The organism is Pseudomonas trutticola BRTCR10, assembly GCF_056155105.1.
This window is the reverse complement of the sequence record NZ_CM149552.1, coordinates 6,143,035-6,165,684: the sequence shown is the minus strand read 5'-3', so window position 1 is coordinate 6,165,684 and position 22,650 is coordinate 6,143,035. Positions and strand designations below refer to the sequence as shown.

Below are 22,650 nucleotides of genomic sequence, written 5' to 3'. Positions count from 1 at the left end.
ATTCCCGGTCAATTTTTCGCAGTGCCGAGAGGCACGAGTATGTAAGTGGGAGGTTTTTTCGCATGACCAATTCTTTGCAACCTGCGTACGCGTTGGTTCCGGGTGCGAACCTGGAAGCCTATGTGCACACCGTCAACAGCATTCCATTGCTGACGCCGGAGCAGGAGCGTGAACTGGCCGAGAGTCTCTACTATGAGCAGGATTTGGGGGCGGCTCGGCAGATGGTGCTCGCCCACCTGCGTTTTGTCGTACACATTGCCCGTAGCTATTCCGGCTACGGTCTGGCTCAGGCTGACCTGATCCAGGAAGGTAACGTCGGCCTGATGAAGGCGGTCAAACGCTTCAACCCGGAAATGGGTGTGCGTCTGGTGTCGTTCGCCGTGCACTGGATCAAGGCGGAAATTCACGAGTTCATCCTGCGCAACTGGCGCATTGTGAAAGTCGCGACCACCAAGGCCCAGCGCAAGCTGTTCTTCAACCTGCGCAGCCAGAAGAAACGTCTGGCGTGGCTGAACAACGAGGAAGTCCACCGTGTGGCGGAAAGCCTTGGCGTCGAGCCGCGGGAAGTGCGCGAGATGGAAAGTCGCCTGACCGGCCATGACATGGCCTTCGACCCGGCTGCGGAAGCAGACGACGATAGTGCTTTCCAGTCGCCGGCCAACTATCTGGAAGACCACCGGTACGACCCGGCGCGTCAACTGGAAGATGCCGACTGGAGCGACAACTCCAACCACAACCTGCACGAAGCGCTGGAAGTGCTGGACGAGCGCAGCCGTGACATTCTCTACCAGCGCTGGCTGGCAGAAGAGAAAGCCACGCTGCACGACCTGGCGCAGAAGTACAACGTGTCGGCCGAGCGTATTCGTCAGCTCGAAAAGAGTGCGATGAACAAGCTCAAGTTGTCGATCGCCGCCTAAACCGGCGCCACGGCAATAAAAAACGCCCCGATCAGCGATGATCGGGGCGTTTTTTTATCCGCGTGTTTCGGGGTTGCATCAAACCCTGTGGGAGCTGGCTTGCCAGCGATGGCGTCCTGTCAGTCATTTAGATGTCTGCTGAACCACCGCAATCGCGGGCAAGCCCGCTTGTGTCTGGGTAAGGGAATAAACTCTGGGGTGAGAGGGGTGGATGGCAAGCTGTGAGTCCNGATACTGCTTATCAGACTGAATGCCATGCTGCGCGACGGCACCGAATGGCGGTGACGAATGGCAGGGTGAAGACAGTTGCTCCCACAGGGATCATCAGTGTCTGGAAGGTTAATGCTCGACTATTGTGCCCAAGGTGCCCGGCGCGAATCATTGAGCCCCAGCAGATAACTGGTCCCACCCAATTGACTCATCTGCTGCCGAATCCACCCGGCCCGGCGCAATACGTATGCCGTCGGATGACTCGCGCTCCAGACGCGAGGATTCGGCAATACTGCCGCCAGATAACTCGCCTGCTGCCGTGACAGTGATTTCGCGCTTACACCAAAGTGATGGCGGGCCGCTGCTTCAGCGCCGAACACACCGTCATCCCACTCGACACTGTTCAGGTACACCTCAAGAATCCTCTGCTTGGGCCAGAAAACCTCGATCAGCGCGGTAAACCACGCTTCCAGACCTTTGCGCAGATAGCTACGGCCGGCCCACAGAAACAGGTTCTTCGACACCTGCTGGCTCAATGTGCTGGCGCCTCGGATCGAGCCGCCCAGTTCGTTGTGCGCCAGTGCAGCCTGGATGGCGCCGAAATCAAAACCCCAATGCTCGGGAAACTTCTGATCCTCGCCAGCCATGACGGCCACTTTGAGGTCATCGGAGATCTCGTCCCACGGTTTCCAGGTGCGTTGCAGGTCGATTGGCTCACCGTCGACCCAGGATTCGACTTTACGCTCGACCATCAATGCCGTGCCCGGTGGCGGCACGAAGCGAAACAGCAACACCAGCAATACGCTGCCACCCGCGAACCAGAGCAGGGCCTTCGTGAGACGACGAAAAATAGTACGCAGCATAGAGATGGCTTGGCCGAACCGGTGGAGCGGGCCATTATACAGACCCTGCCGATCGAGTCTGACTGGAGTTCCACATGCTGCGTGGCTTTCTGATGCTGGCCGCTTTTTTTGGTTTCACCGGCGTTGCCTTGGGTGCTTTCGCCGCCCACGGTTTGAAAAACCGCCTCACGTCTGAGTATCTGGCGATTTTCCATACTGGCGTCACCTATCAACTGGTGCACACGCTGGCGTTGTTCGGCGTAGCGCTGCTGGCCACGCAAATACAGGGGCGACTGGTTACTTGGGCCGGTGTTTCGTTCACCGTCGGCATCGTCCTGTTCTCCGGCAGTCTTTACGCGCTGACCACCACCGGCATTAGCAAGCTTGGCATCATCACCCCGTTCGGTGGTCTGGCATTTCTGGCCGGTTGGGTATGCCTGGGGCTCGCCGCCTGGCGCTTGCAATCCACCGCTTGACGCTCGGTGCTGACCTTTAGGTCATGATCGGGCTAGAATGCCAGCCCCTAAAAATGATGGCGGCGTTAAGCATGCGCATTCAGTTGAACGGCGAATCCCTTGAACTGCCCGACGGTGAAACCGTTGCGGCCCTGCTGACCCGTCTGGAACTGACCGGACGCCGGGTAGCGGTCGAACTCAATCTGGATATCGTCCCGCGCAGCCAGCATGCCGACACCACGCTCAACGACGGCGACAACGTCGAAGTCGTGCACGCCATCGGCGGCGGCTAGTCGCCCGGCCCGCAAGGGCAGAGAATTCTGCAAGACCCTCACCCGTAAAGAGGATTCCCCATGAGCATCGTTCGTAGCGACAAGCCTTTCGTCTTGGCCGGTCGTACTTACCAGTCGCGTTTGCTGGTTGGTACCGGCAAATACCGTGACATGGAAGAAACCCGTCAGGCCATCGAAGCCTCGGGTGCCGAGATCGTCACCTTCGCCGTGCGCCGTACCAACCTGGGCCAGATCGAGGGCGAGCCGAACCTGCTCGACGTGTTGTCGCCGGATCGCTATACCTTTCTGCCGAACACCGCCGGCTGCTACGACGCTATCGAAGCCGTGCGCACTTGCCGTCTGGCCCGTGAGCTGCTCGACGGCCACAACCTGGTGAAGCTGGAAGTGCTGGCCGACCAGAAAACCCTGTTCCCTAACGTGATCGAAACCCTCAAGGCCGCCGAAACGCTGGTCAAGGAAGGCTTCGACGTGATGGTTTACACCAGCGATGACCCGATCATTGCCCGGCAACTGGCGGAGATCGGCTGCATTGCAGTCATGCCGCTGGCCGGTCTGATCGGTTCCGGTCTGGGGATCTGCAACCCGTACAACCTGCAGATCATCCTCGAAGAAGCAAAAATTCCGGTGCTGGTCGATGCCGGTGTCGGTACTGCTTCCGACGCCACCATCGCCATGGAACTGGGCTGCGATGCCGTGCTGATGAACTCGGCCATCGCCCACGCCGGGCAACCGGTGATGATGGCGCAAGCCATGCAACACGCGATCGTCGCGGGCCGTCTGGCCTACCTCGCCGGCCGCATGCCGAAAAAACTCTATGCCAGCGCCTCTTCGCCGCTGGATGGTCTGATCAAGTAAGAGCCATTGATGACTGAATCGAACGACACGCCTATCCAGACGGAAGAGGGCGACGAGCGCCAACACCGCCGCATCAAGAGCTTCGTGATGCGCGCCGGGCGCATGACCGAAGGCCAGCAACGCGGTCTGGATCAAGGCGCGCCCAAGTTCGTGCTGCCACTGGCCGACGCGCCGGTGGATTACGATCAAGTGTTTGGCCGCTCGGCACCGCGCTCGCTGGAGATCGGTTTCGGCATGGGTCACTCGCTGCTGGAAATGGCCGCAGCGGCACCGGATCAGGATTTCATCGGTGTTGAAGTACACCGTCCGGGTGTTGGCGCGCTGCTCAACGGCGTGCTGACGCAGGGTCTGACCAACCTGCGCGTCTACGATTGCGACGCGATCGAAGTGCTCAACCGCTGCATCGCCGACAACAGCCTTGATCGCCTGATGCTGTTCTTCCCGGATCCATGGCACAAGAGCCGTCACCACAAGCGTCGCATCGTTCAGGCGTCGTTCGCTGAACTGGTGCGCAGCAAGTTGAAGGTTGGCGGCATTCTGCACATGGCCACCGACTGGGAACCGTACGCCGAATACATGCTGGAAGTGATGAACGTCGCCCCGGGCTACCGCAACCTCGCCGAAGACGGCAAGTGCGTACCGCGCCCGGCCGAACGCCCGATCACCAAGTTCGAACGCCGCGGCGAACGTCTTGGCCATGGCGTCTGGGACCTGAAGTTCGAAAAACAGTCCTGAAAATTACGCAGTAAAAAATGTAGGAGTGAGCCTGCTCGCGATAGCTGACTGACAGTCACCGAAGAGGTTGAATGTTAGACCGCTATCGCGAGCAGGCTCACTCCTACAGTTGTTTTGGATGTCCGGAAAGTTACAAGGTAGAGATGAAGCGCACCGGCACTTGCTCTGTCAGCCAGACGCCGTTTTCCGCCTGATAGAACTTGAAGCCTTGTTCCTGCATCTGCCGCGCGGCGACTTTCAGAATGACCACGGTGCCGTAGCGTTGACCTACGGCTGAGGCGGTGGTGGTTTCTGCCGAGAGATGCACGTGATGCCGCGATCCGGGGATCAAGCCTTGCTGGTTGATCGAGTTCATGAAGCGCGTCGCCGTGCCGTGATACAGCGTTTCTGGTGGCTGCTTTGCCTCAAGTTGCAGCTCCACGCTCTTGGTCGAGTGACCCTGCACGGCGCGGATCTGCTGGCCGTCCTCGGAAATCGAAAAGCGCTTCTTGTCGTTGCTCGCCACGACGGTTTCGATCAGTGCGCGATCGAGAGTGCGACCGTCGCGCGCCGCGGCGCTGATCAGCGCTTCGATATTCGCCCAGCCTTCAGAGTCCAGCGTCAGGCCAATGGCTTGAGGCTCGTGGCGCAGCACGTAGCTGAGAAATTTGCTTGTTTCATCCAGCAGTTTTTTACTCATGAACGTCCCTGTTTTGCATTTAGCGGCGGTCAGCGACGACGCCAATCAATACCAGCACCACCAACAACACCGGCGCCAGGCTGTAGTTGTTGAACTGGCTCAGCCCCTTGATCACCCACGGTGTGGCGTAGATCAGTGCGGCGCCGCTGCCGATGACGCACAGCAGGGCCATCAGCGGTACGCGCAGGGCGCCGGCGATGCTGCCCAGGCGTTGCTCGACCCAGCCTTTGAAGTCGGCGCCGAACAGCACCAGCAGGCAACCAACCAGCGCGAGGGCGATTTCCGAGAGGTTGCTGCGGCTCCAGCGGGAGACGGTGGCGAGCAGGTCGAGTATCAAATCCATGCGTTTTCCCTTGGGACAGAAGTTGAGGGTTGGGCTCAGTTCAGAAATTGTTGCAGCAAGTCGTTGAGGAACAGTTGTCCGCGCTCGGTGGCCGCCAGACGTGACGGTTCGACCTGCAACAGACCGCTTTGTTCGGCCTCGCGCCGGCCTTCGGCAAGCGTGTCCAGCGACAGGCCGGTGCGCTCCGGATACAGACGCGATTCGACACCTGCGGTCAGGCGTAAAGCGTTCATCAGAAACTCGAACGGCATTTCGTCGTTGGTCAGGGCCTTCTCGCCGGCCTGGAAGCTTTTCGCCGGATTGAGGTAGTCCTTCGGCAGGCGCGTTTTCCAGGTGCGCACGATGCGCCCGTCCGGATGGCTGAGCTTGCCATGCGCACCCGCACCGATACCGATGAAGTCGCCGAAACTCCAGTAGTTGAGGTTATGCCGCGCCGGGCGTCCGGCTTGGGCATAAGCCGACACTTCGTATTGCGCGTAACCGTGCTCGGCCAGCAGCGCTTGCCCGGCTTCCTGAATGTCCCACAGCGTGTCGTCTTCCGGTAGCACGGGCGGTTGGTTCCAGAACACCGTGTTCGGTTCCAGCGTCAGCTGATACCAGGAAATGTGCGTCGGCTTCAGTTCGATGGCCTGGCGCAAATCGCTCAATGCGTCGTCCAGCGACTGATCCGGCAAGCCGTGCATCAAGTCGAGGTTGAAGTTATCGAACCCGGCCTGACGCGCCATGCCGGCGGCGCGCACCGCTTCATCGCCGTTGTGGATGCGACCGAGCGCCTTGAGTTTTTCCTGCTGGAAACTCTGGATGCCGATCGACAGGCGATTGATCCCCAGCTTGCGGTACGCGACGAACTTCTCTTGTTCGAAGGTGCCGGGATTGGCTTCCAGAGTGATTTCGATGTCGGAGGCGAACGGAATGCGCTGCTCGACGCCTTCCAGCAAACGCCCTAGGGCCTCGGCGCTGAACAGGCTCGGCGTGCCGCCACCGAAGAAGATCGAGCTGATTTCACGGCCGTAAACCGCGTGCAGGTCCTGATCGAGATCAGCCAGCAACGCGTCGACGTATTCCTGCTCCGGCAAAACCGGGCTGGCGGTGTGCGAGTTGAAGTCGCAATACGGGCATTTGCGCACACACCACGGGATGTGGATGTACAGCGCCAGGGGCGGCAGCGTCGGCAGCGGCGCCCGAGGTGAAGAAGCGGCGCCGCCGACAATCAGCGACGACGCAGAAGAGTCACGGGTCATTTCAAGCCCAGACGCTGGCGCAGCAGATCCATTGCACGGGCGCGGTGGCTGATCTGGTTCTTGTCGGCCGGGCTCAGTTCAGCGCTGGATACGTCACGTTCCGGCACCCAGAACAGCGGGTCGTAGCCGAAACCGTGTTCGCCGCTGGCGGCGGTCAGAATTCGCCCGTGCCACAGGCCTTCACAAAGAATCGGCAGCGGATCATCAGCGTGACGCACCAGCGCCAGCACGCAGACGAACTGTGCGCCGCGCTCGGCTTCCGGCACGTCTTTGAGGGCGTCGAGCAGCTTGGCGTTGTTCGCCGCATCGCCTTTGCCGTCGGCATAACGCGCCGAGTAGATGCCCGGCGCACCGCCGAGGAAATCCACTGCCAGGCCGGAGTCATCGGCCAGCGCCGGCAGCCCGGAAATGCGTGCGGCATTGCGCGCCTTGAGGATCGCGTTCTCGACAAACGAAAGACCGGTTTCTTCCGGCTCGACCTTGCTCCACTCGCCAATCGAGCGCAGTTGCACCGAGTCGCCGAGCATGGCCTGGAGTTCTTTGAGTTTGCCGGCGTTATGGCTGGCCAGTACGAGCTGCTTGATGTTCATCATTCGCCGGGAAAGAGTTCTTGGTTGAAATTGATGGTGTTGATCTTGTCGCCGTTCTGCACCTTGATTTCAAAGGTGCGGGTTTCCTGCTGCTCCACCGGGTACTGGGCGATGTAGTAAATCGCGCCCTGCTCGGTGACCTGGCGGAAATTCAGCGGCACGCTCTGGCTGGTCAGGTCTTTGACCGTGCCGGTGACGCTGGCGACCAGTGGTTTGCCGTCCTTGATCACCGAGACGTTGATCACGCCTTGATTCTTGCTGCGGACAAGCTCTGCTGCCTTGGCGATGTCCGGGGTCAGAAACGTGGAATTGAAGGTGTTGTAGTGCACCGTCACGTCGCCGAAGGTTTCCTTGCGTTCGCCCTTGATGACGTCGGCCGCCATGGCACTGACGCTCAGGCAGGCTGTGAGTAACAACAACGCTAAACGACCCATGATCGTCTCCTCGAAAAGTCGTGGCTCAGACCGCGATCCGATGATCTGCAAGCACCGGGCTGCTGACGCGGTAGATACCGATCTCACCTAACAGATTAGGCCATAGCTTACTGGCCCACCCGTGACGGTGCTGTTGATCCACGGCAAGCCGATCAATGACCTTCGCATCACGTTCGCGACAAAGTTCTTCAAAGTCTTCGAAGGTGCAGAAGTGGATGTTCGGCGTGTTGTACCAGGTGTAGGGCAGAAACTCCGACACCGGCATCCGGCCCTTGCTCGCCAGATACCAGCGGCAGCGCCAGTGACCGAAGTTCGGGAAGGTGATGATGCACTGGCGGCCGACCCGCAGCATTTCGTCGAGGATCTTGTCCGGGTAGTGCACGGCTTGCAGGGCCTGGGTCATCACGACGATGTCGAAACTGTTGCTGGCGAAGTTGCCCAGCCCCTTGTCCAGATCCTGCTCGATGACGTTGATACCCTTGGCCACGCACTCGGCGATGTTGTCGGCGTCGTTTTCCAGGCCATAACCGGTGACCTGCTTGTTGTCGCGCAGCCAGGTCAGCAGTTCGCCGTCACCGCAACCGAGGTCGAGGACACGGCTGCCGGCGGGGATCCATTCCTGGATGATTTCCAGATCAGCTCTCATGGCTTGTTCACACCGTAATTCGGTTCATGTAATTGCCGAACGCCTGCAAGTAGCGCGGGATCGGAATCAGGAAGGCGTCGTGGCCCTGCGGCGCGTCGATTTCCAGATAGCTGACGTCTTTGCGCGCCGCCATCAGGGCATCGACCAGTTCACGCGAACGGGCAGGGGAGAAGCGCCAGTCGGTGGTGAACGACATCACGCAGAACTTCGCCGTGGCGTTCTCGAAGGTTTTCGCCAGGTTATCGTCGAAGTTCGCCGCCGGATCGAAGTAATCCAGTGCCTTGGTCATCAACAGATAGGTGTTGGCATCGAAGCGCCCGGAGAACTCCTCGCCCTGATAACGCAGGTAGCTCTCGACCTGGAACTCGACACTGTGGAAGTCGTAGTTGAGCTTTTCGCTCTTCAGGCCACGGCCGAATTTCTCGCCCATGGAGTCGTCGGACAGGTAGGTGATGTGCCCGACCATCCGCGCCAGCATCAGCCCGCGCTTGGGGATCACGCCTTGTTCCTGGAACGAACCGCCGTGGAACTCGGGGTCGGTGAGGATCGCCTGGCGGGCGACTTCGTTGAAGGCGATGTTCTGTGCCGACAGTTTGGGTGCCGAGGCGATGGCCAGGCAGTGGCGCACGCGATCCGGATACGTGATGGTCCATTGCAGCGCCTGCATGCCGCCGAGGCTGCCGCCAATCACCGCAGCCCACTGGCCGATGCCGAGCAGGTCAGCGAGACGCGCCTGACTGTGCACCCAGTCTTCAACGGTGAGCACCGGGAAGTCGGCGCCGAACGGTTTGCCGGTGTCCGGGTTGATGCTGCTTGGGCCAGTGGAGCCGTTGCAGCCGCCGAGGTTGTTCAGGCTGACCACGAAGAATTTGTTGGTGTCGATCGGTTTGCCGGGGCCGATGCAGCTGTCCCACCAACCCGGTTTGCGGTCGTCGGGGCTGTGATAGCCGGCGGCGTGGTGGTGGCCTGACAGGGCGTGGCAGATCAGCACGGCGTTGCTCGCCTGTGCGTTCAGCGTGCCGTAGGTTTCGTAGATCAGGTCATAGGCGGGCAGCGAACGGCCACAGGCCAAGGCCAGCGGTTCGCTGAAGTGCGCCGTTTGCGGCGTCACCAGACCAACAGAATCGGGGGGAAAGGCAGCTGGCATCGACCCTGCTCTCGTTGAAATGAGGCGTAAGTCTAAAGACCGGGGGGGTTAGCGGCAAGCAACGATCGGGCCTCATTCATTCATTGAACGCGCCCCCTGTGGCGAGGGGATTTATCCCCGATCGGCTGCGCAGCAGTCGCAAAACCTGCTGACGCGGACTGGCTGGAAGAAAGCAAGGGGCGGCTTCGCCACCCATCGGGGATAAATCCCCTCGCCACAAGTGCTGCACTACTCGATCACGGGCGCACCAGATCAGGCAAATCCGGCAACTTCTTCGGCGAACAGATCTTCACCCGCTTCTGCCGATTCAACTCGCCACTGAGCAAACTGACCTGGCTCTTGGACACCCCAAACGCCTTGGCCAGAAAGCCCATCAGATAGGCATTGGCCTTGCCCTCGACCGGCGGCGCGGTCAGGCGGATCTTCAAGCGATCACCGTGCAGCCCGCAGAAATCATCGCTGCGGGCTGCTGGTTGCAGGTGACACTCGAGGATCAAGTCGTCACCGTCCCAGCGAAACCAGCTCACATCAGCAGGCGCAGGATTTCCGGCATCATCGTCATCGCCGCCAGATTGTTGATCACCAACATGTCGATCAGCTTCAGCGCCAGAAACGCAAAGATCGGCGACAGGTCCAGACCGCCCATGCTTGGCAGAAAGCGGCGGAACGGCGCCAGGGCCGGTTCGCAGATCTGGTTGACCAGTTCAGCACCCGGATTGTGGCTGCCCGGCGCGACCCACGAGAGGATCACGCTGATGATCAGGGCGAAGAAGAAAATCTTCAGGAACAGCGCGGTTACGCCGATGATCGACCAGATAAACAGTTGCAGCGGGTTGCCGGTGGTGCCGTAAGTCAGCAGCAGGGTCAGGGCCATCAGTGCCAGCTGCACCAGAATCGCCAGCACCAACGACGACATGTCGAGGCCGAACAGGCTCGGAATGATCCGGCGCAGCGGCTTGAGCAGTGGCTGGGTCGCTTTAACGATGAACTGGCACAGCGGGTTATAGAAGTTTGCCCGTACCAGTTGCAGCACGAAGCGCAGCAGCACGATCAGCAGATACAGACTGCCGAGGGTTTGCAGCACGTAAACCGCTGCGGTGTTCAATCCAATCATGTAAGGCTCCTTATTTGCCCAGTTGTTCGGCCATTTCGGCCGAGCGGTGCGCGGCGGCGCCGAGTGCGGTTTCGACCAGGGCTTCGAAGCCATTGGCCTGGAATGATTTGATGGCAGCTTCGGTGGTGCCGTTTGGCGAAGTCACGCGGCGGCGCAGTTCGGCAGCGTCAACGTCACTGGAAACCGCCATGTGCGCGGCGCCAAGGGCAGTTTGCTGGGTCAGTTGCTCAGCGATTTCTTTTGGCAGACCGAGTTTGACGCCGGCGGCGGTCATGGCTTCGATCAGCAGGAAGAAGTAGGCCGGGCCGGAACCGGACACCGCAGTGACCGCGTCCAGTTGCTGCTCTTCGTTGAGCCACAGCGCGATGCCGACGGCGGACAGCAGCTCTTCGGCTTGCTGACGCTGCTCGGCGGTCACTTCGCGCGTGGCGTACAGGCCGCTGACGCCCTGACGCAGCAGCGCCGGAGTGTTCGGCATGCAGCGCACGATCGGTTGTTCGCCGAGCCATGCGGTCATGCTGGCGCAGGTGATACCGGCAGCAATCGAGACCACCAGTTGATTGGCTTTCAGGCTCGGGCGAATCGCTTCGCACACGGCTTTCATCGCCTGTGGCTTGACCGCCAGCACGATGACGTCGACGCCGTCGATGGCCTGAGCGTTGTCGGCGAAGGTTTCAATGCCGTGTTCGGCGCTGACCTTGGCGCGGGTTTCCTCGCCCGGGTCGCTGGCGCGAATCTGCGCGGCTTCCAGACCTTTGGCGCGCAGGCCGCCAATCAGGCTGGCCGCCATGTTGCCCGCACCGATAAACGCAATACGTGTGTTGCTCATGTTTTGGTCCTTATCTGGAAACGTTCAAGACTGGGAATAATCTCTGGCGCCAAACAGGGCCGTACCGATACGAACCCAGGTGGCGCCTTGGGCAATGGCCGACTCGAGGTCGTGACTCATGCCCATGGACAGCGTGTCGAGCGGCAGATCGAGGCTGGCCTGCAATTTCTGCACGGCGGCAAATGCGGCGTCCTGTTCGGCGCGATCTTCGGTCGGCTCGGGAATCGCCATCAGCCCGCGCAGCTTCAGGCGCGGCAGCGCGTTTATGGCGGCGGCCAGTGCCGGCAGATCAGCCGGGGTGCAGCCGGACTTGCTGGCCTCGCCGCTGACGTTGACCTGAATGCAGATGTTCAGCGCTGGCAGGTCGGCCGGGCGTTGTTCGGACAGCCGTTGAGCAATTTTCAGGCGATCCACGGAGTGCACCCAGTCGAAATGCTCGGCAATGGCTCGAGTCTTGTTCGATTGAATGGGGCCGATGAAGTGCCAGATCAAGGGCAGGTCGGCCAGTTCGAGCTGTTTGCCCAAGGCTTCCTGCAGGTAGTTCTCGCCAAAATCGCGCAGGCCGGCTGCATGTGCCTCGCGCAGGGCTTCAGCGGGTTTGGTTTTGCTCACGGCCAGCAACTGCACGCTGTTTTCGGGGCGCCCGGCGGCAGCGGTAGCGGCCTGGATGCGCGAACTAACCAGTTGAATGTTGTCTGCTATCGTGGACATCAAGAGGCGCCGGCGGTCTGAAGGTTCGCGGCATTCTACTGGAATTGAGGAGCGCTATGGATATCACTGAACTGCTGGCCTTCAGCGCCAAACAGGGAGCTTCCGACCTGCACCTGTCGGCCGGTCTGCCGCCGATGATTCGAGTCGATGGCGATGTGCGGCGGATCAATCTGCCGGCGCTGGATCACAAGCAAGTGCACGAATTGATCTACGACATCATGAACGACACCCAGCGCGTCGACTTCGAGAAACACCTGGAAACGGATTTTTCCTTCGAGGTCCCCGGTGTTGCACGTTTCCGGGTCAACGCCTTCAACCAGAACCGTGGCGCCGGCGCGGTGTTCCGCACCATTCCATCGAAGGTGCTGAACATGGAAGACCTCGCCATGGGCGACGTCTTTCGCAAGATCACCGATGCCCCGCGCGGGCTGGTGCTGGTCACCGGGCCAACCGGCTCCGGCAAGTCGACCACGCTGGCGGCGATGATCGACTACCTCAATACCCATCGTCATCACCACATCCTCACCATCGAAGACCCGATCGAATTCGTTCACGAATCGCGCAAATGCCTGATCAACCAGCGCGAAGTCCACCGCGATACCCGCAGCTTCGCCACCGCGTTGCGTTCAGCACTGCGCGAAGATCCGGATGTGATTCTGGTGGGCGAGATGCGTGATCTGGAAACCATCCGCCTGGCCCTGACCGCTGCCGAGACCGGGCATCTGGTGTTCGGCACGCTGCACACCACCTCGGCGGCGAAAACTATCGACCGGGTGGTCGACGTATTCCCCGGTGATGAGAAGTCGATGGTGCGCTCGATGCTGTCGGAGTCGTTGTTGGCAGTTGTGTCCCAGACGCTGATCAAGAAGATCGGCGGCGGACGGGTGGCGGCGCACGAGATCATGCTGGGAACGTCGGCGATCCGTAACCTGATCCGCGAAGACAAGGTGGCGCAGATGTATTCGGCGATTCAGACGGGTGGGGCGTTGGGGATGCAGACACTCGACATGTGTCTGAAGGACCTGGTGACCAAGGGCTTGATCAGCCGCGAGCATGCGCGGGATAAGGCGCGTACGCCGGATAATTTCTGAGAGGATGATCGTTCCCGCGCTCTGCGTGGGAATGCCTCGATGGACGCTCCGCGTCCGCTTTGGGACGCAGAGCGTCCCGGGCTGCGTTCCCACGCAGAGCGTGGGAACGATCTGCGGTGTTAGCGTTGAACTACGCGCAGCTGCTTGCTGGCCGGTTCTTTCGGCAGCACACGCTTGGCCACCACGTAATGCTTTTCCCAATACGGCTTGTTCAGCGTATCGATGCTCACCGACTTGCCACGGCGCGGTGCGTGGATAAAGCGGTCGTTGCCCAGGTAGATGGCAACGTGATTGACCCGGCGGCTCTTGATGTTGAAGAAAATCAGGTCGCCCGGCTTCAAGTCCTTGCGATCGACTTTCTCGCCGTGGCCGCTGGCCATGGCATTGGAGGTGCGTGGCAGGTCGAACGTAGCGTCGTTGAACGCGTATTTCACCAGGCCGCTGCAGTCGAAGCCTTTACTTGGGCTACTGCCGCCCCAACGGTATGGCGTACCGAGGACGTTCACTGCGCGGCTAAGGACGTTACTGCTTTCCTTGTTCGCCATCGGCGGTACCAGCTTGCCGTGGCTCTTGCTGCTCAGCGTGGTGACTTTGCTTTGCTTGCTTTTGCTCGATGGAGCAGAAGCATGGGATTTAGGGGTGAAACCGTTAACGTTGGGAAGACGTTGCTCACGATTGGTGGCGTGGGCGGCCAGTGGCATTAATAGGCAAATGGTTAGCCATGTCTTGAAAAATGGTCGCATTAGGCGTGGCTCTTCAGTGATAGCGCGCAACTTTATAACAGCTTTTTTGTCCCTTCCGAGGCCGTTGGTCGATTGACTCTGGAGGCAACGGAACCAAATAAGCGGCAAATTGACGCGATTGTCGGACAGAAGTCCTGTGCTACAAGGCTTTGGAGGTAGCAACGGTAACATTTGCCATACGTCGGCTACCTGTAAAAAAGTCACAAAGAATTCAAGAATATTTATCTATCGAGTGCAATGAGGTCTTCATGAACAGCTATCAGCTACCCCGTGTGAAGGAAAAAGACACCCACAGCAAACTCATCGGTTATCTGCTGTGGATCTTCGGATTCACCGGTGCTCACCGCTTTTATTACGGCAAGCCGGTGACCGGAACGATCTGGTTTTTCACCTTCGGTTTGCTCGGAATTGGCTGGCTGATCGACGTGTTCCTGATCCCGGCGATGGATCGCGAGGCGGATCTGCGTTTTGCCGAAGGGCCGATCGAGTACAACGTGGCGTGGATTCTGCTGACGTTTCTTGGTGCGCTGGGCGTGCACCGGATGTATCAGGGCAAGTGGATCAGCGGGCTGATCTATCTGCTGACGGGCGGGTTGTTCTTTATTGGCGTGCTGTATGACTTCTGGACGCTGAACGATCAGGTGTCGGTGCGTAACGCCGAGAATCGCGGTGCCTTCCAGTAACCTGTGGCGAGGGGATTTATCCCCGATGGGACGCGCAGCGGCCCTGAAAATAGTCAACCGCGGATGATCTGAACCACCGCGGTTGCTGATTTGGGGCTGCTGCGCAGCCCATCGGGGATAAATCCCCTCGCCACAAGGTCCCTCACCAGCAGATTACGCCTGGTGGCTGATCCGCCCATCCACCAGGGTATAGCGAACCACGCCCGGCAGACTGTGCCCCAGGAACGGGCAGTTCTCACCCTTCGACAGCCAGCCTTCACCGGCCACGGTCGAGGCCTTCGGATCGAACAGCACGATATCCGCCGCGCCACCCACCGCCAGTTTGCCCGCCGGCAGACGCAGCGCGTCAGCCGGACCTGCGCTCAACCGAGCCAGCAAAGTCGGCAGATCGAGCAAACCATCCTCAACCAACGTCATCGCTAACGGCAGCAGCAGTTCAACACTGCTGATGCCCGGCTCGGTCGCGCCAAACGGTGCCAGTTTGGCATCACGCTCGTGCGGCTGGTGATGGCTGGAAATTGCCGAGATCACACCGGACTTCACCGCTTCACGCAGGCCATCGCGATCAGCGCGGGTGCGCAGCGGCGGTTGTACGTGATAGAGGCTGCTGAAGTCGATCAACGCTTCATCGGTCAGGATCAGTTGATACAGCGCGACATCTGCTGTGACCTTCAAGCCGCGAGCCTGAGCCTGGGCAATCAGCGCCACGCCGCGAGCGCTGGTCAACTGGCTGAAGTGCGCACGCACGCCAGTTTGCTCGACCAGCAACAGATCCCGAGCCAAAGCTACGGTTTCCGCCGTTTCCGGAATCCCCGGCAGACCGAGGAAACTGGCGACGGCGCCTTCGTGGGCCAGGCCACCTTCGGCCAGATCGTGATCCTGCGAGTTGAAAATCACCGTCAGATCAAACGTCGCTGCGTATTCCAGCGCCCGGCACAGGGTGCGGGTATTGCGGAAACTCTCCAGGCCGTTGCCGAATGCCACGCAACCGGCGTCACGCAGCGCCACCAGTTCCGCCAGTTGCTCACCGTCCAGACCTTTGCTCAGCGCGCCAATCGGGAACACCTTGGTGTTGCCGGCCTCACGTGCGCGGTCGAGGATCAGTTCGGCCACGGCGGAGGTGTCGAGCACCGGTTTGGTTTTCGGCGGGCAGCACAGGCTGGTCACGCCGCCGGCGGCGGCTGCGCGGGTTTCGCTGGCAATCGAACCTTTACGGCTGTAGCCCGGCTCGCGCAGGGCGACGTTAAGGTCAACGAGGCCCGGAGCGGCCACAAGGCCTTGAGCATCAATGGTTTCAACTGCGCTGAAACCGGCCGGAGCGGCGCCGAGGGCGACGATCTTGCAAGCTTCAACGTGGATATCGGTGATTTGATCCAGGCCGCTGCTTGGATCGATGACGCGGGCGCCGAGAATGCTGAGCTTCACTGGGCGTTCTCCTGCTCGAATTGACGTTGCGCTGTTTGCCCGCTCATGGCCATCGACAGCACGGCCATACGGATGGCGATGCCGTAGGTCACTTGATTGAGGATTACCGAGTGCGGACCGTCAGCCACCGCCGACTCGATCTCCACGCCACGGTTGATCGGCCCCGGGTGCATGACGATGCAGTCGGGTTTGGCCCCGGCCAGACGCGCGGTGGTCAGGCCGAACAAGCGGTAGAACTCGCCTTCGCTCGGCAGCAGGCCGCCGGTCATGCGCTCACGCTGCAGGCGCAGCATGATCACCACGTCGACGTCTTTGAGGCCTTCGGTCATGTCGGTGTAGACCTTCACGCCGTATTGCTCGATGCCGATCGGCAGCAGGGTTTTCGGCGCGATCACGCGGATGTCCGGGCAGCCGAGGGTCTTCAGGGCGAGCATGTTCGAGCGCGCCACCCGCGAGTGCAGGATGTCGCCGACGATCGCCACCGAGAGGTTTTCGAAACTGCCCTTGTGCCGACGGATGGTGAGCATGTCGAGCATGCCCTGGGTCGGGTGGGCGTGACGGCCGTCGCCGCCATTGATGATCGCCACTTGCGGGCAAACGTGTTCGGCGATGAAGTGCGCGGCGCCGGAATCACCGTGGCGCACAACGAACATGTCGGCGGCCATGGCTTCGAGGTTGCGCAGGGTGTCGAGCAGCGTTTCACCTTTACTTGCCGACGAGGTCGACACGTTCAGGGTAATCACGTCCGCCGACAGCCGCTGGGCCGCCAGTTCGAAGGTGGTGCGGGTGCGTGTGGAGTTTTCGAAGAACACGTTGCACACGGTCTTGCCGCGCAGCAACGGGACTTTCTTCACCGCCCGGGCACCGACTTCGAGGAACGAGTCGGCAGTGTCGAGGATTTCCGTCAGTAACTCGCGGCGCAGGCCGTCGAGCGAGAGGAAGTGGCGCAGCTGGCCCTGATCATTGAGCTGCAGCGGGCGCTTGGTATCTAGAGGCGTCATCGCGAGGGGGACTCTCAATAGGGCGGATTAAAGGGAGAAATCTTGCAGTTCGAGCGTCAGTGGCTCGGGGCCGGACAGCTTCACGCGCTCGTGGGCGGCCAGCGCCAAGGTCGCGCCGACCACGTTGGGGCGGATCGGCAGCTCGCCAGCGTCCAGGTCGAGCAGGCAGACCAGAGTCACGCTGGCCGGGCGGCCGTAGTCGAACAGTTCGTTCATGGCGGCGCGGATGGTGCGGCCGCTCATCAGTACGTCATCGATCAGCACCAGATGCTGGCCTTCGATCTCGAAGGGCAGGGCGGACGGGCGCACTTGCGGGTGCAGGCCGTTCTGGCTGAAATCGTCGCGGTAGAAGGAAACATCCAGCGTGCCCAATGGCGAGTCGCTGCCCAATTCCTTGAGCAGGGCTTGCGCGACCCAGATGCCGCCAGTGCGAATGCCGATGTAGCGCGGTTCGCTGATGCCACGCTGGGCAAGGTGCGCCTTGAGGCGGGTCGCCATCTGGCTGATCAGATCGGCGGGATTGGGCAGACTCATGGTTGCTCCTTCTTTGACCCGAGCCGCGTCCTGCCGGACATGGCTGGGTTTTTAGCCAAAAGAAAAGCGCCGAAGCGCTTGTCAGGATTCAAATAGTGCGGTGTTTTCATCGAGCCAGCCCTGCAACAGCAGAGCGGCAGCGATTGCATCCACCGGGTTGTCGCGGTAACTGCCTTTCTGGCCGCCGCGGGCCAGTCGCTCGCCTTTGGCTTCAAACGTGGTCAGGCGTTCGTCGTGGGTATAGAACGGCAGGTTGAAGCGGCCATTGAGGCGGCGGGCGAATTTCTCGGCGCGTACGCACATGTCGCTCGGTGTGCCGTCCATGTTCAGCGGCAGGCCGACGACGACGGCGTCAGGTTTCCATTCTTTTATAAGGGCTTCGACCTGGTTCCAGTCCGGCACGCCGTTCTGTGCTTTCAGGGTGCACAGCTCGCGGGCCTGGCCGGTAATCACCTGACCGACGGCAACGCCGATCTGTTTGGTGCCGTAGTCGAAGCCGAGAATCAGGCGCAGGGCCATCAGGCGTGCCCCGCCTGGCTGGTCAGCAGGCTGAGGTTGATCCCCAGGTGTTTGGCCGCTGCTTCGAGGCGCAATTCGCTGCTGGTGTTGAACAGGATGTCGGCGTCGTAAGGGCAGGTCAGCCACGCATTGTCGGCCAGTTCCGCTTCCAGTTGCCCGGCTTCCCAGCCAGCGTAGCCGAGGGCGATCAGGCTTTTCGCCGGGCCGACACCGTCAGCGATGGCGAACAGCACGTCCTGTGAGGTGGACAGTGCCAGGTCACCTTCAAGCTCGGCGGTGGCCTGGAAGGTCTTGCCCGCCGGGTGCAGGACAAAACCGCGATCGGTCTGCACCGGGCCGCCAATGAAGATCGGTACATGCTGGCAGAGGGCCGGCGGATCGATGTCCGGGCGCAGTTGCTCAAGAATGTCCGCCAGATTCAGCTCCTGCGGTCGATTGACCACAATCCCCATGGCGCCATTGGCCGTGTGCTCGACGATGTAGGTCAAGGTGTGGGCAAAGTTCGGGTCGGCCATGTGCGGCATGGCGATCAGGAAGTGATGCTTGAGGTAGCTGGGGCTGACGTTTTTCATGAGCGATAGTGTGGCGTTCAAGGGGCGAACTGACAAGCTGAGGATGCTTACACCTACACAGTTCCGATGATGGAACCGCGCCTTTTGTGGTGAGGGGATTTATCCCCGACCGGCTGCGCAGCAGTCGTCAGATCTATGTACGCGGTGCAACTGACAAACCGAGGGCTTCGGTTTTGGGGGCGCTTCGCACCCCGTCGGGGATAAATCCCCTCACCACAAAGGTGCACCCGGCACTGTTCAATTGCTCGAGAGCTTGTCGCCCCGGGCGAATTTCCAGGTGCGGATGATTTCCAGTCGGTCGATATCCGACAAGTCCCCGGTAAACGGGGCAAACGGTGCCGCCAGGCGGACAATGCGCTGAGCCGCCTGATCCAGCAGCGGCTGGCCCGACGACTCGAGCACCAGCACTTCATACAGCGAGCCATCGCGGTTGATCGAGACCATCAGGCGCAAATTGCCGTAGATCTGCTTGCGTCGCGCTTCTTCGGGGTAATTGAGGTTGCCGATACGCTCGACTTTCTTGCGCCAGTCATCCTTATACCAGGCGCCTTTGTCGCGCATGGTCGACGCCGCGCTCAAACGGTGAATGCGCGGGCGCTTGGCGTACAGCTGTTGTTCCTTGGCCAGTTCCGCTTCGAGGCTGGCGATGTCGCTGGACAGTTGCGAGCTGTCGAACTCAGGCGCGTCAACGGTCGGTTTGACCTCGGTCTTGGTTTCTTCTTTCTTGGTCGGCGCCTTTTTCGGCTTCGGCGCCACGGTGGTCACCGCTGCCTTGGGCGCGGCCTCCTGCACTTCCGGTTTGGCGGCCGGTGGCGGAGTGACCTTTTTCACCTGATTGTCCTGGAACGGCGCGACCTCGGTGGTCTTCGGAATCGCCTTCTTGTCCAGCGTGCCGCTGCCTTCCTGGTTTTCCTGAGCGAGGAAATCAGCTTTTTTCGGCTTGGTTTCGCTCTTGAAGGTGGCGAGGGTGATTTCCAGGGTTTTGCTGATCTGCTTGGGCTCGACCATCGTGAAGCCGACGCCAAGCAGCAGCGCCAAATGAATCAGCGCCGCAAGAAACAGGGTAAATCCGAGGCGATCGGCCGGGCGCACGCCACGATGGGCGAGTTCTGCGGGCAGATCGGACGGGAGGGTCATGACAGAAAAACCAACATCGCGTTTTTACGGGCTCGGCATGATAACGCAATGTTGGTTTTTAGCTGCAAGCTTCAAGCGGCAAGCGACAAGCTGCTCACCACTGACTTCAAGCTTGCGGCTTGCGGCTCGCAGCTTGCAGCTTGCTTTCAATGGCATCCATCAACATGCCGCCAATGTCAGTGCCAAACGCATTGTCGATTTCACGGATGCAGGTCGGGCTGGTGACGTTGATTTCGGTGAGGCTTTCGCCGATCACGTCCAGGCCGACGAACAGCAGGCCTTTCTCACGCAGGGTCGGGCCGACTTGAGCCGCGATCCAGCGATCCTTTTCAGTCAGCGGGCGTGCTTCACCACGGCCACCGGCCGCCAGGTTGCCACGGGTTTCGCCCTGCGCCGGAATCCGCGCCAGGCAGTAATCCACCGGCTCGCCGTCGATCATCAGGATGCGTTTGTCGCCGTCCTTGATCGCCGGCAGGTAGGCCTGGCCCATGATCTGCTGGCCACCGAGGGCGGTCAGGGTTTCCAGAATCACCGACAGGTTCGGATCGCCCGCGCGGTGACGGAAAATCGACGTGCCACCCATGCCGTCCAGCGGCTTGAGGATCACGTCGCCATGCTTGGCGGCGAATTCACGCAATACATCGGCGCGACGGCTGACGATGGTTGGCGGGGTGCACTGCGGGAACAGCGTGGCGAACAGCTTTTCATTGCAGTCGCGCAGGCTCTGCGGTTTGTTGACCACCAGCACGCCAGCGGTTTCGGCCTGTTCGAGCAGGTAGGTGGAATAGACGAACTCCATGTCGAACGGCGGATCCTTGCGCATCAGGATCACGTCCAGATCGCTCAGCAGATTGTCCTGCTCGTCGTCCAGTTCGAACCATTTTTCCGGGTTGGCGAAGACTTTCAGCGGCTTCATGCGCGCCCGCGCCTGGCCTTCGGCCTGATACAGGTCGCGCTGTTCCATGTAGAACAGCTCCCAGCCACGCTTCTGCGCGGCCAGCAGCATGGCCAGCGAGCTATCCTTTTTATAGGAGATGCTGGCGATAGGGTCCATGACAATCCCGACGCGAACGCTCATTGGGTTTTCCTCGAAAATTGGCTACCGGATCGGTATGAAAAAAGTGCCGCCAGAGTGGCGCCGGGCGGGTTTTCGGTCAAGGGAAAACCCGTCGATAGATTGCATCTGGAGACTGTGCTAAAAAGGCTGGCATAGCGTGCTGGCCCTTGAGCATCAAGGGTTTCCAGCCATTACTCATCGCAAAACGGACAATTTGATTCGCAAAGGCGACGGTAGAGCCCCCTTATGGAACAGCAGTCCAGCGCCTTGAAGGTCATGGTGATCGATGACTCGAAAACGATTCGTCGCACCGCCGAAACACTGTTGAAGAATGTGGGCTGTGAAGTCATCACGGCCATCGACGGTTTCGACGCGTTGGCGAAGATCGCCGACAACCATCCCGGGATCATTTTTGTCGACATCATGATGCCGCGTCTGGATGGTTATCAGACCTGCGCTTTAATCAAGAACAACAGCGCGTTCAAGGCCACGCCGGTGATCATGCTGTCGTCCAGGGACGGGCTGTTCGACAAGGCCAAGGGGCGGATTGTCGGCTCCGATCAATTTTTGACCAAGCCTTTCAGCAAGGAAGAACTGCTCAACGCGATTCAAGCCCATGTTCCGGGCTTCGCCGCCGTTTTGCCGCAGTAAGACACGTACAGTGACGCTCGGCCAGCGGGCCGGGGGTCGACAAGAAAAATGGGGAAAACCATGGCACGTATCCTGATCGTCGATGATTCGCCGACTGAAATGTACAAACTGACCGGCATGCTCGAAAAGCACGGTCACGAAGTGCTCAAAGCTGAAAACGGCGCCGACGGTGTCGCACTGGCCCGTCAGGAAAAGCCCGATGCAGTCCTGATGGACATCGTCATGCCCGGCCTCAACGGTTTCCAGGCGACCCGTCAGTTGACCAAGGATGCCGACACCAGTCACATCCCGGTGATCATCATCACCACCAAGGATCAGGAAACCGACAAGGTCTGGGGCACCCGTCAGGGCGCCAAGGACTACCTGACCAAACCGGTCGACGAAGACACCCTGATCAAGACCCTGAACAACGTGCTTAAAGGCTGATCGCGCAACCATGAGCGAATCGCTGACCGCGTTCGAACTGCTCTGGCAGATTGACCAGCGCTGCCGCCTGTTGGCGGCCGACCTGCCGTCGCAGCCTGCGCGCCAGGATCGCTGGAGCGGTATCGGTTTTCGCCTTGGCGAGCACTGGTACGTTGCGCCGATGGGCGAAGTCAGCGAAGTGCTGCACGAACCGCGCTTCACCCAGTTGCCCGGGGTCAAGCCGTGGGTCAAAGGGGTGGCTAACCTGCGCGGGCGGCTGCTGCCGATCATGGATTTGTGCGGTTTCTTCGGGCATGAGCTGTCGCCCTTGCGCAAGCAGCGGCGGGTGCTGGTGGTTGAGCATGGCGACGTGTTTGCTGGATTGATGGTCGACGAGGTCATTGGTTTGCAGCACTTCGAGCAGGACAGTTTCGAACCTGTTTCGATCAGCAAACGCCAGGGCTCCAAGGCCGAGTTCGTCAAAGGCTATTTCCGGCGCGAGCAGAACTGGCGGGTGTTCAGCCTGTTTGCCCTGGCTAAATCACCGGTGTTCATGAGTGTCGCAATTTAGTCGAAACAACAGAGAATCCATTGTGGGAATGGGCCATGTGGTAATGGGATTCTGTGGTGAGGGGATTTATCCCCGATGGGCCGCGCAGCGGCCCCAGAACATGAGTTGTATCTGATACATCTCAAATGTAGGTTTTGGGTCGGCTTCGCCAACCATCGGGGATAAATCCCCTCGCCACAGAATCCCTTCACTTTCCAAGGCTAGTTCCTACAGGTTCTAC

General features: G+C 60.3%; 30 protein-coding genes. 10 read left to right on the top strand and 20 right to left on the bottom strand.

Annotation, left to right across the window (positions count from 1 at the left end; genetic code table 11):
• The first annotated feature begins 62 nt into the window (after window positions 1-62).
• Window positions 63-917, top strand: coding sequence for an RNA polymerase sigma factor RpoH (gene rpoH / locus ACVVH8_RS28045; RefSeq protein ID WP_003229146.1), 855 nt, complete (start codon window positions 63-65; stop codon window positions 915-917).
• Between the two features lie 350 nt (window positions 918-1,267).
• On the opposite strand, the gene mtgA is transcribed toward rpoH, so the two are convergent.
• Window positions 1,268-1,990, bottom strand: coding sequence for a monofunctional biosynthetic peptidoglycan transglycosylase (gene mtgA, locus ACVVH8_RS28040; protein ID WP_475227421.1), 723 nt, complete (start codon window positions 1,988-1,990; stop codon window positions 1,268-1,270).
• 74 nt (window positions 1,991-2,064) lie between these two features.
• On the opposite strand from mtgA, the gene ACVVH8_RS28035 reads away from it, so the two are divergent.
• From ACVVH8_RS28035 to trmB, 4 genes are all read left to right on the top strand, one after another.
• Window positions 2,065-2,445 (top strand): DUF423 domain-containing protein, encoded by a 381-nt coding sequence (locus ACVVH8_RS28035; protein ID WP_475227418.1) that lies wholly within the window; start codon window positions 2,065-2,067, stop codon window positions 2,443-2,445.
• A 71-nt stretch (window positions 2,446-2,516) separates the two neighbouring features.
• Window positions 2,517-2,717, top strand: a complete 201-nt coding sequence (thiS, locus tag ACVVH8_RS28030; RefSeq protein WP_165557463.1) for a sulfur carrier protein ThiS — start codon at window positions 2,517-2,519, stop codon at window positions 2,715-2,717.
• A 60-nt stretch (window positions 2,718-2,777) separates the two neighbouring features.
• Entirely contained in the window at window positions 2,778-3,572 is a 795-nt protein-coding gene (locus ACVVH8_RS28025; RefSeq protein WP_042561554.1) for a thiazole synthase, read from the top strand.
• A gap of 9 nt (window positions 3,573-3,581) precedes the next feature.
• On the top strand, window positions 3,582-4,307 hold the full coding sequence (gene trmB / locus ACVVH8_RS28020) for a tRNA (guanosine(46)-N7)-methyltransferase TrmB (protein ID WP_123532567.1): 726 nt from the start codon (window positions 3,582-3,584) through the stop codon (window positions 4,305-4,307).
• 130 nt (window positions 4,308-4,437) lie between these two features.
• On the opposite strand, the gene ACVVH8_RS28015 is transcribed toward trmB, so the two are convergent.
• From ACVVH8_RS28015 to ACVVH8_RS27965, 11 genes are all read right to left on the bottom strand, one after another.
• Window positions 4,438-4,986 (bottom strand): RNA 2'-phosphotransferase, encoded by a 549-nt coding sequence (locus ACVVH8_RS28015; RefSeq protein WP_475227416.1) that lies wholly within the window; start codon window positions 4,984-4,986, stop codon window positions 4,438-4,440.
• Between the two features lie 19 nt (window positions 4,987-5,005).
• Window positions 5,006-5,329, bottom strand: coding sequence for a DUF3392 domain-containing protein (locus ACVVH8_RS28010; protein WP_007913629.1), 324 nt, complete (start codon window positions 5,327-5,329; stop codon window positions 5,006-5,008).
• 35 nt (window positions 5,330-5,364) lie between these two features.
• On the bottom strand, window positions 5,365-6,570 hold the full coding sequence (hemW, locus tag ACVVH8_RS28005) for a radical SAM family heme chaperone HemW (RefSeq protein ID WP_249412077.1): 1,206 nt from the start codon (window positions 6,568-6,570) through the stop codon (window positions 5,365-5,367).
• On the bottom strand, window positions 6,567-7,163 hold the full coding sequence (gene rdgB, locus ACVVH8_RS28000; protein ID WP_064116272.1) for an RdgB/HAM1 family non-canonical purine NTP pyrophosphatase: 597 nt from the start codon (window positions 7,161-7,163) through the stop codon (window positions 6,567-6,569). The genes hemW and rdgB overlap by 4 nt, the downstream gene beginning before the upstream one ends.
• Complete coding sequence (locus ACVVH8_RS27995) at window positions 7,160-7,594, bottom strand: DUF4426 domain-containing protein (RefSeq protein WP_213026848.1); 435 nt, start codon at window positions 7,592-7,594, stop codon at window positions 7,160-7,162. The genes rdgB and ACVVH8_RS27995 overlap by 4 nt, the downstream gene beginning before the upstream one ends.
• A 25-nt stretch (window positions 7,595-7,619) precedes the next feature.
• Window positions 7,620-8,240 carry a methionine biosynthesis protein MetW gene (gene metW / locus ACVVH8_RS27990; protein ID WP_475227414.1) on the bottom strand — a complete coding sequence of 207 codons (621 nt, stop codon included), beginning with the start codon at window positions 8,238-8,240 and terminating at the stop codon, window positions 7,620-7,622.
• 7 nt (window positions 8,241-8,247) lie between these two features.
• Window positions 8,248-9,387: a homoserine O-succinyltransferase MetX gene (gene metX, locus ACVVH8_RS27985; protein ID WP_103304309.1), complete on the bottom strand. Its 1,140-nt coding sequence runs from the start codon at window positions 9,385-9,387 to the stop codon at window positions 8,248-8,250.
• A gap of 236 nt (window positions 9,388-9,623) precedes the next feature.
• The gene (locus ACVVH8_RS27980; protein WP_103304308.1) at window positions 9,624-9,914 is read right to left on the bottom strand and encodes a DUF167 domain-containing protein; all 291 of its coding nucleotides are present in this window, start codon (window positions 9,912-9,914) and stop codon (window positions 9,624-9,626) included.
• Window positions 9,911-10,501: a YggT family protein gene (locus tag ACVVH8_RS27975; protein ID WP_166221515.1), complete on the bottom strand. Its 591-nt coding sequence runs from the start codon at window positions 10,499-10,501 to the stop codon at window positions 9,911-9,913. The genes ACVVH8_RS27980 and ACVVH8_RS27975 overlap by 4 nt, the downstream gene beginning before the upstream one ends.
• 10 nt (window positions 10,502-10,511) lie before the next feature.
• Complete coding sequence (proC, locus tag ACVVH8_RS27970) at window positions 10,512-11,330, bottom strand: pyrroline-5-carboxylate reductase (protein WP_103304306.1); 819 nt, start codon at window positions 11,328-11,330, stop codon at window positions 10,512-10,514.
• A gap of 24 nt (window positions 11,331-11,354) precedes the next feature.
• Entirely contained in the window at window positions 11,355-12,041 is a 687-nt protein-coding gene (locus tag ACVVH8_RS27965) for a YggS family pyridoxal phosphate-dependent enzyme (RefSeq protein ID WP_475227411.1), read from the bottom strand.
• Between the two features lie 56 nt (window positions 12,042-12,097).
• On the opposite strand from ACVVH8_RS27965, the gene ACVVH8_RS27960 reads away from it, so the two are divergent.
• Entirely contained in the window at window positions 12,098-13,132 is a 1,035-nt protein-coding gene (locus ACVVH8_RS27960) for a type IV pilus twitching motility protein PilT (RefSeq protein WP_475227409.1), read from the top strand.
• Between the two features lie 119 nt (window positions 13,133-13,251).
• Here ACVVH8_RS27960 and ACVVH8_RS27955 read toward each other — a convergent pair whose 3' ends face one another.
• The gene (locus tag ACVVH8_RS27955; RefSeq protein ID WP_315445134.1) at window positions 13,252-13,875 is read right to left on the bottom strand and encodes an NlpC/P60 family protein; all 624 of its coding nucleotides are present in this window, start codon (window positions 13,873-13,875) and stop codon (window positions 13,252-13,254) included.
• Between the two features lie 248 nt (window positions 13,876-14,123).
• Here ACVVH8_RS27955 and ACVVH8_RS27950 point away from each other — a divergent pair, with 248 nt between their 5' ends.
• A complete protein-coding gene (locus ACVVH8_RS27950; RefSeq protein WP_123532556.1) occupies window positions 14,124-14,558 on the top strand; it encodes an NINE protein in 435 nt (144 codons plus the stop codon).
• A 153-nt stretch (window positions 14,559-14,711) separates the two neighbouring features.
• On the opposite strand, the gene ACVVH8_RS27945 is transcribed toward ACVVH8_RS27950, so the two are convergent.
• From ACVVH8_RS27945 to gshB, 7 genes are all read right to left on the bottom strand, one after another.
• Entirely contained in the window at window positions 14,712-15,983 is a 1,272-nt protein-coding gene (locus ACVVH8_RS27945) for a dihydroorotase (RefSeq protein ID WP_475227407.1), read from the bottom strand.
• Entirely contained in the window at window positions 15,980-16,984 is a 1,005-nt protein-coding gene (locus ACVVH8_RS27940) for an aspartate carbamoyltransferase catalytic subunit (protein WP_095164512.1), read from the bottom strand. The genes ACVVH8_RS27945 and ACVVH8_RS27940 overlap by 4 nt, the downstream gene beginning before the upstream one ends.
• Before the next feature lie 27 nt (window positions 16,985-17,011).
• The gene (gene pyrR, locus ACVVH8_RS27935; RefSeq protein WP_103304300.1) at window positions 17,012-17,518 is read right to left on the bottom strand and encodes a bifunctional pyr operon transcriptional regulator/uracil phosphoribosyltransferase PyrR; all 507 of its coding nucleotides are present in this window, start codon (window positions 17,516-17,518) and stop codon (window positions 17,012-17,014) included.
• Between the two features lie 81 nt (window positions 17,519-17,599).
• Complete coding sequence (gene ruvX, locus ACVVH8_RS27930) at window positions 17,600-18,037, bottom strand: Holliday junction resolvase RuvX (RefSeq protein ID WP_064589634.1); 438 nt, start codon at window positions 18,035-18,037, stop codon at window positions 17,600-17,602.
• On the bottom strand, window positions 18,037-18,609 hold the full coding sequence (locus ACVVH8_RS27925; RefSeq protein WP_103304299.1) for a YqgE/AlgH family protein: 573 nt from the start codon (window positions 18,607-18,609) through the stop codon (window positions 18,037-18,039). Before ACVVH8_RS27925 ends, ruvX begins: the two co-directional genes overlap by 1 nt.
• 237 nt (window positions 18,610-18,846) lie before the next feature.
• Window positions 18,847-19,746, bottom strand: a complete 900-nt coding sequence (locus ACVVH8_RS27920; RefSeq protein ID WP_103304298.1) for an energy transducer TonB — start codon at window positions 19,744-19,746, stop codon at window positions 18,847-18,849.
• A gap of 106 nt (window positions 19,747-19,852) precedes the next feature.
• Window positions 19,853-20,824: a glutathione synthase gene (gene gshB / locus ACVVH8_RS27915; RefSeq protein ID WP_475227404.1), complete on the bottom strand. Its 972-nt coding sequence runs from the start codon at window positions 20,822-20,824 to the stop codon at window positions 19,853-19,855.
• 225 nt (window positions 20,825-21,049) lie between these two features.
• Between gshB and pilG the strand changes: the two genes are divergently transcribed.
• Genes pilG through ACVVH8_RS27900 form a run of 3 tightly spaced genes read left to right on the top strand, consistent with a single transcriptional unit; the run spans window position 21,050 to window position 22,430 of the window.
• Window positions 21,050-21,454, top strand: a complete 405-nt coding sequence (pilG, locus tag ACVVH8_RS27910) for a twitching motility response regulator PilG (RefSeq protein ID WP_007913673.1) — start codon at window positions 21,050-21,052, stop codon at window positions 21,452-21,454.
• 60 nt (window positions 21,455-21,514) lie between these two features.
• Window positions 21,515-21,880 (top strand): twitching motility response regulator PilH, encoded by a 366-nt coding sequence (pilH, locus tag ACVVH8_RS27905; RefSeq protein ID WP_007913674.1) that lies wholly within the window; start codon window positions 21,515-21,517, stop codon window positions 21,878-21,880.
• Window positions 21,881-21,890: 10 nt separating this feature from the next.
• Window positions 21,891-22,430 (top strand): chemotaxis protein CheW, encoded by a 540-nt coding sequence (locus ACVVH8_RS27900; protein ID WP_103304296.1) that lies wholly within the window; start codon window positions 21,891-21,893, stop codon window positions 22,428-22,430.
• Window positions 22,431-22,650 lie beyond the last annotated feature (220 nt).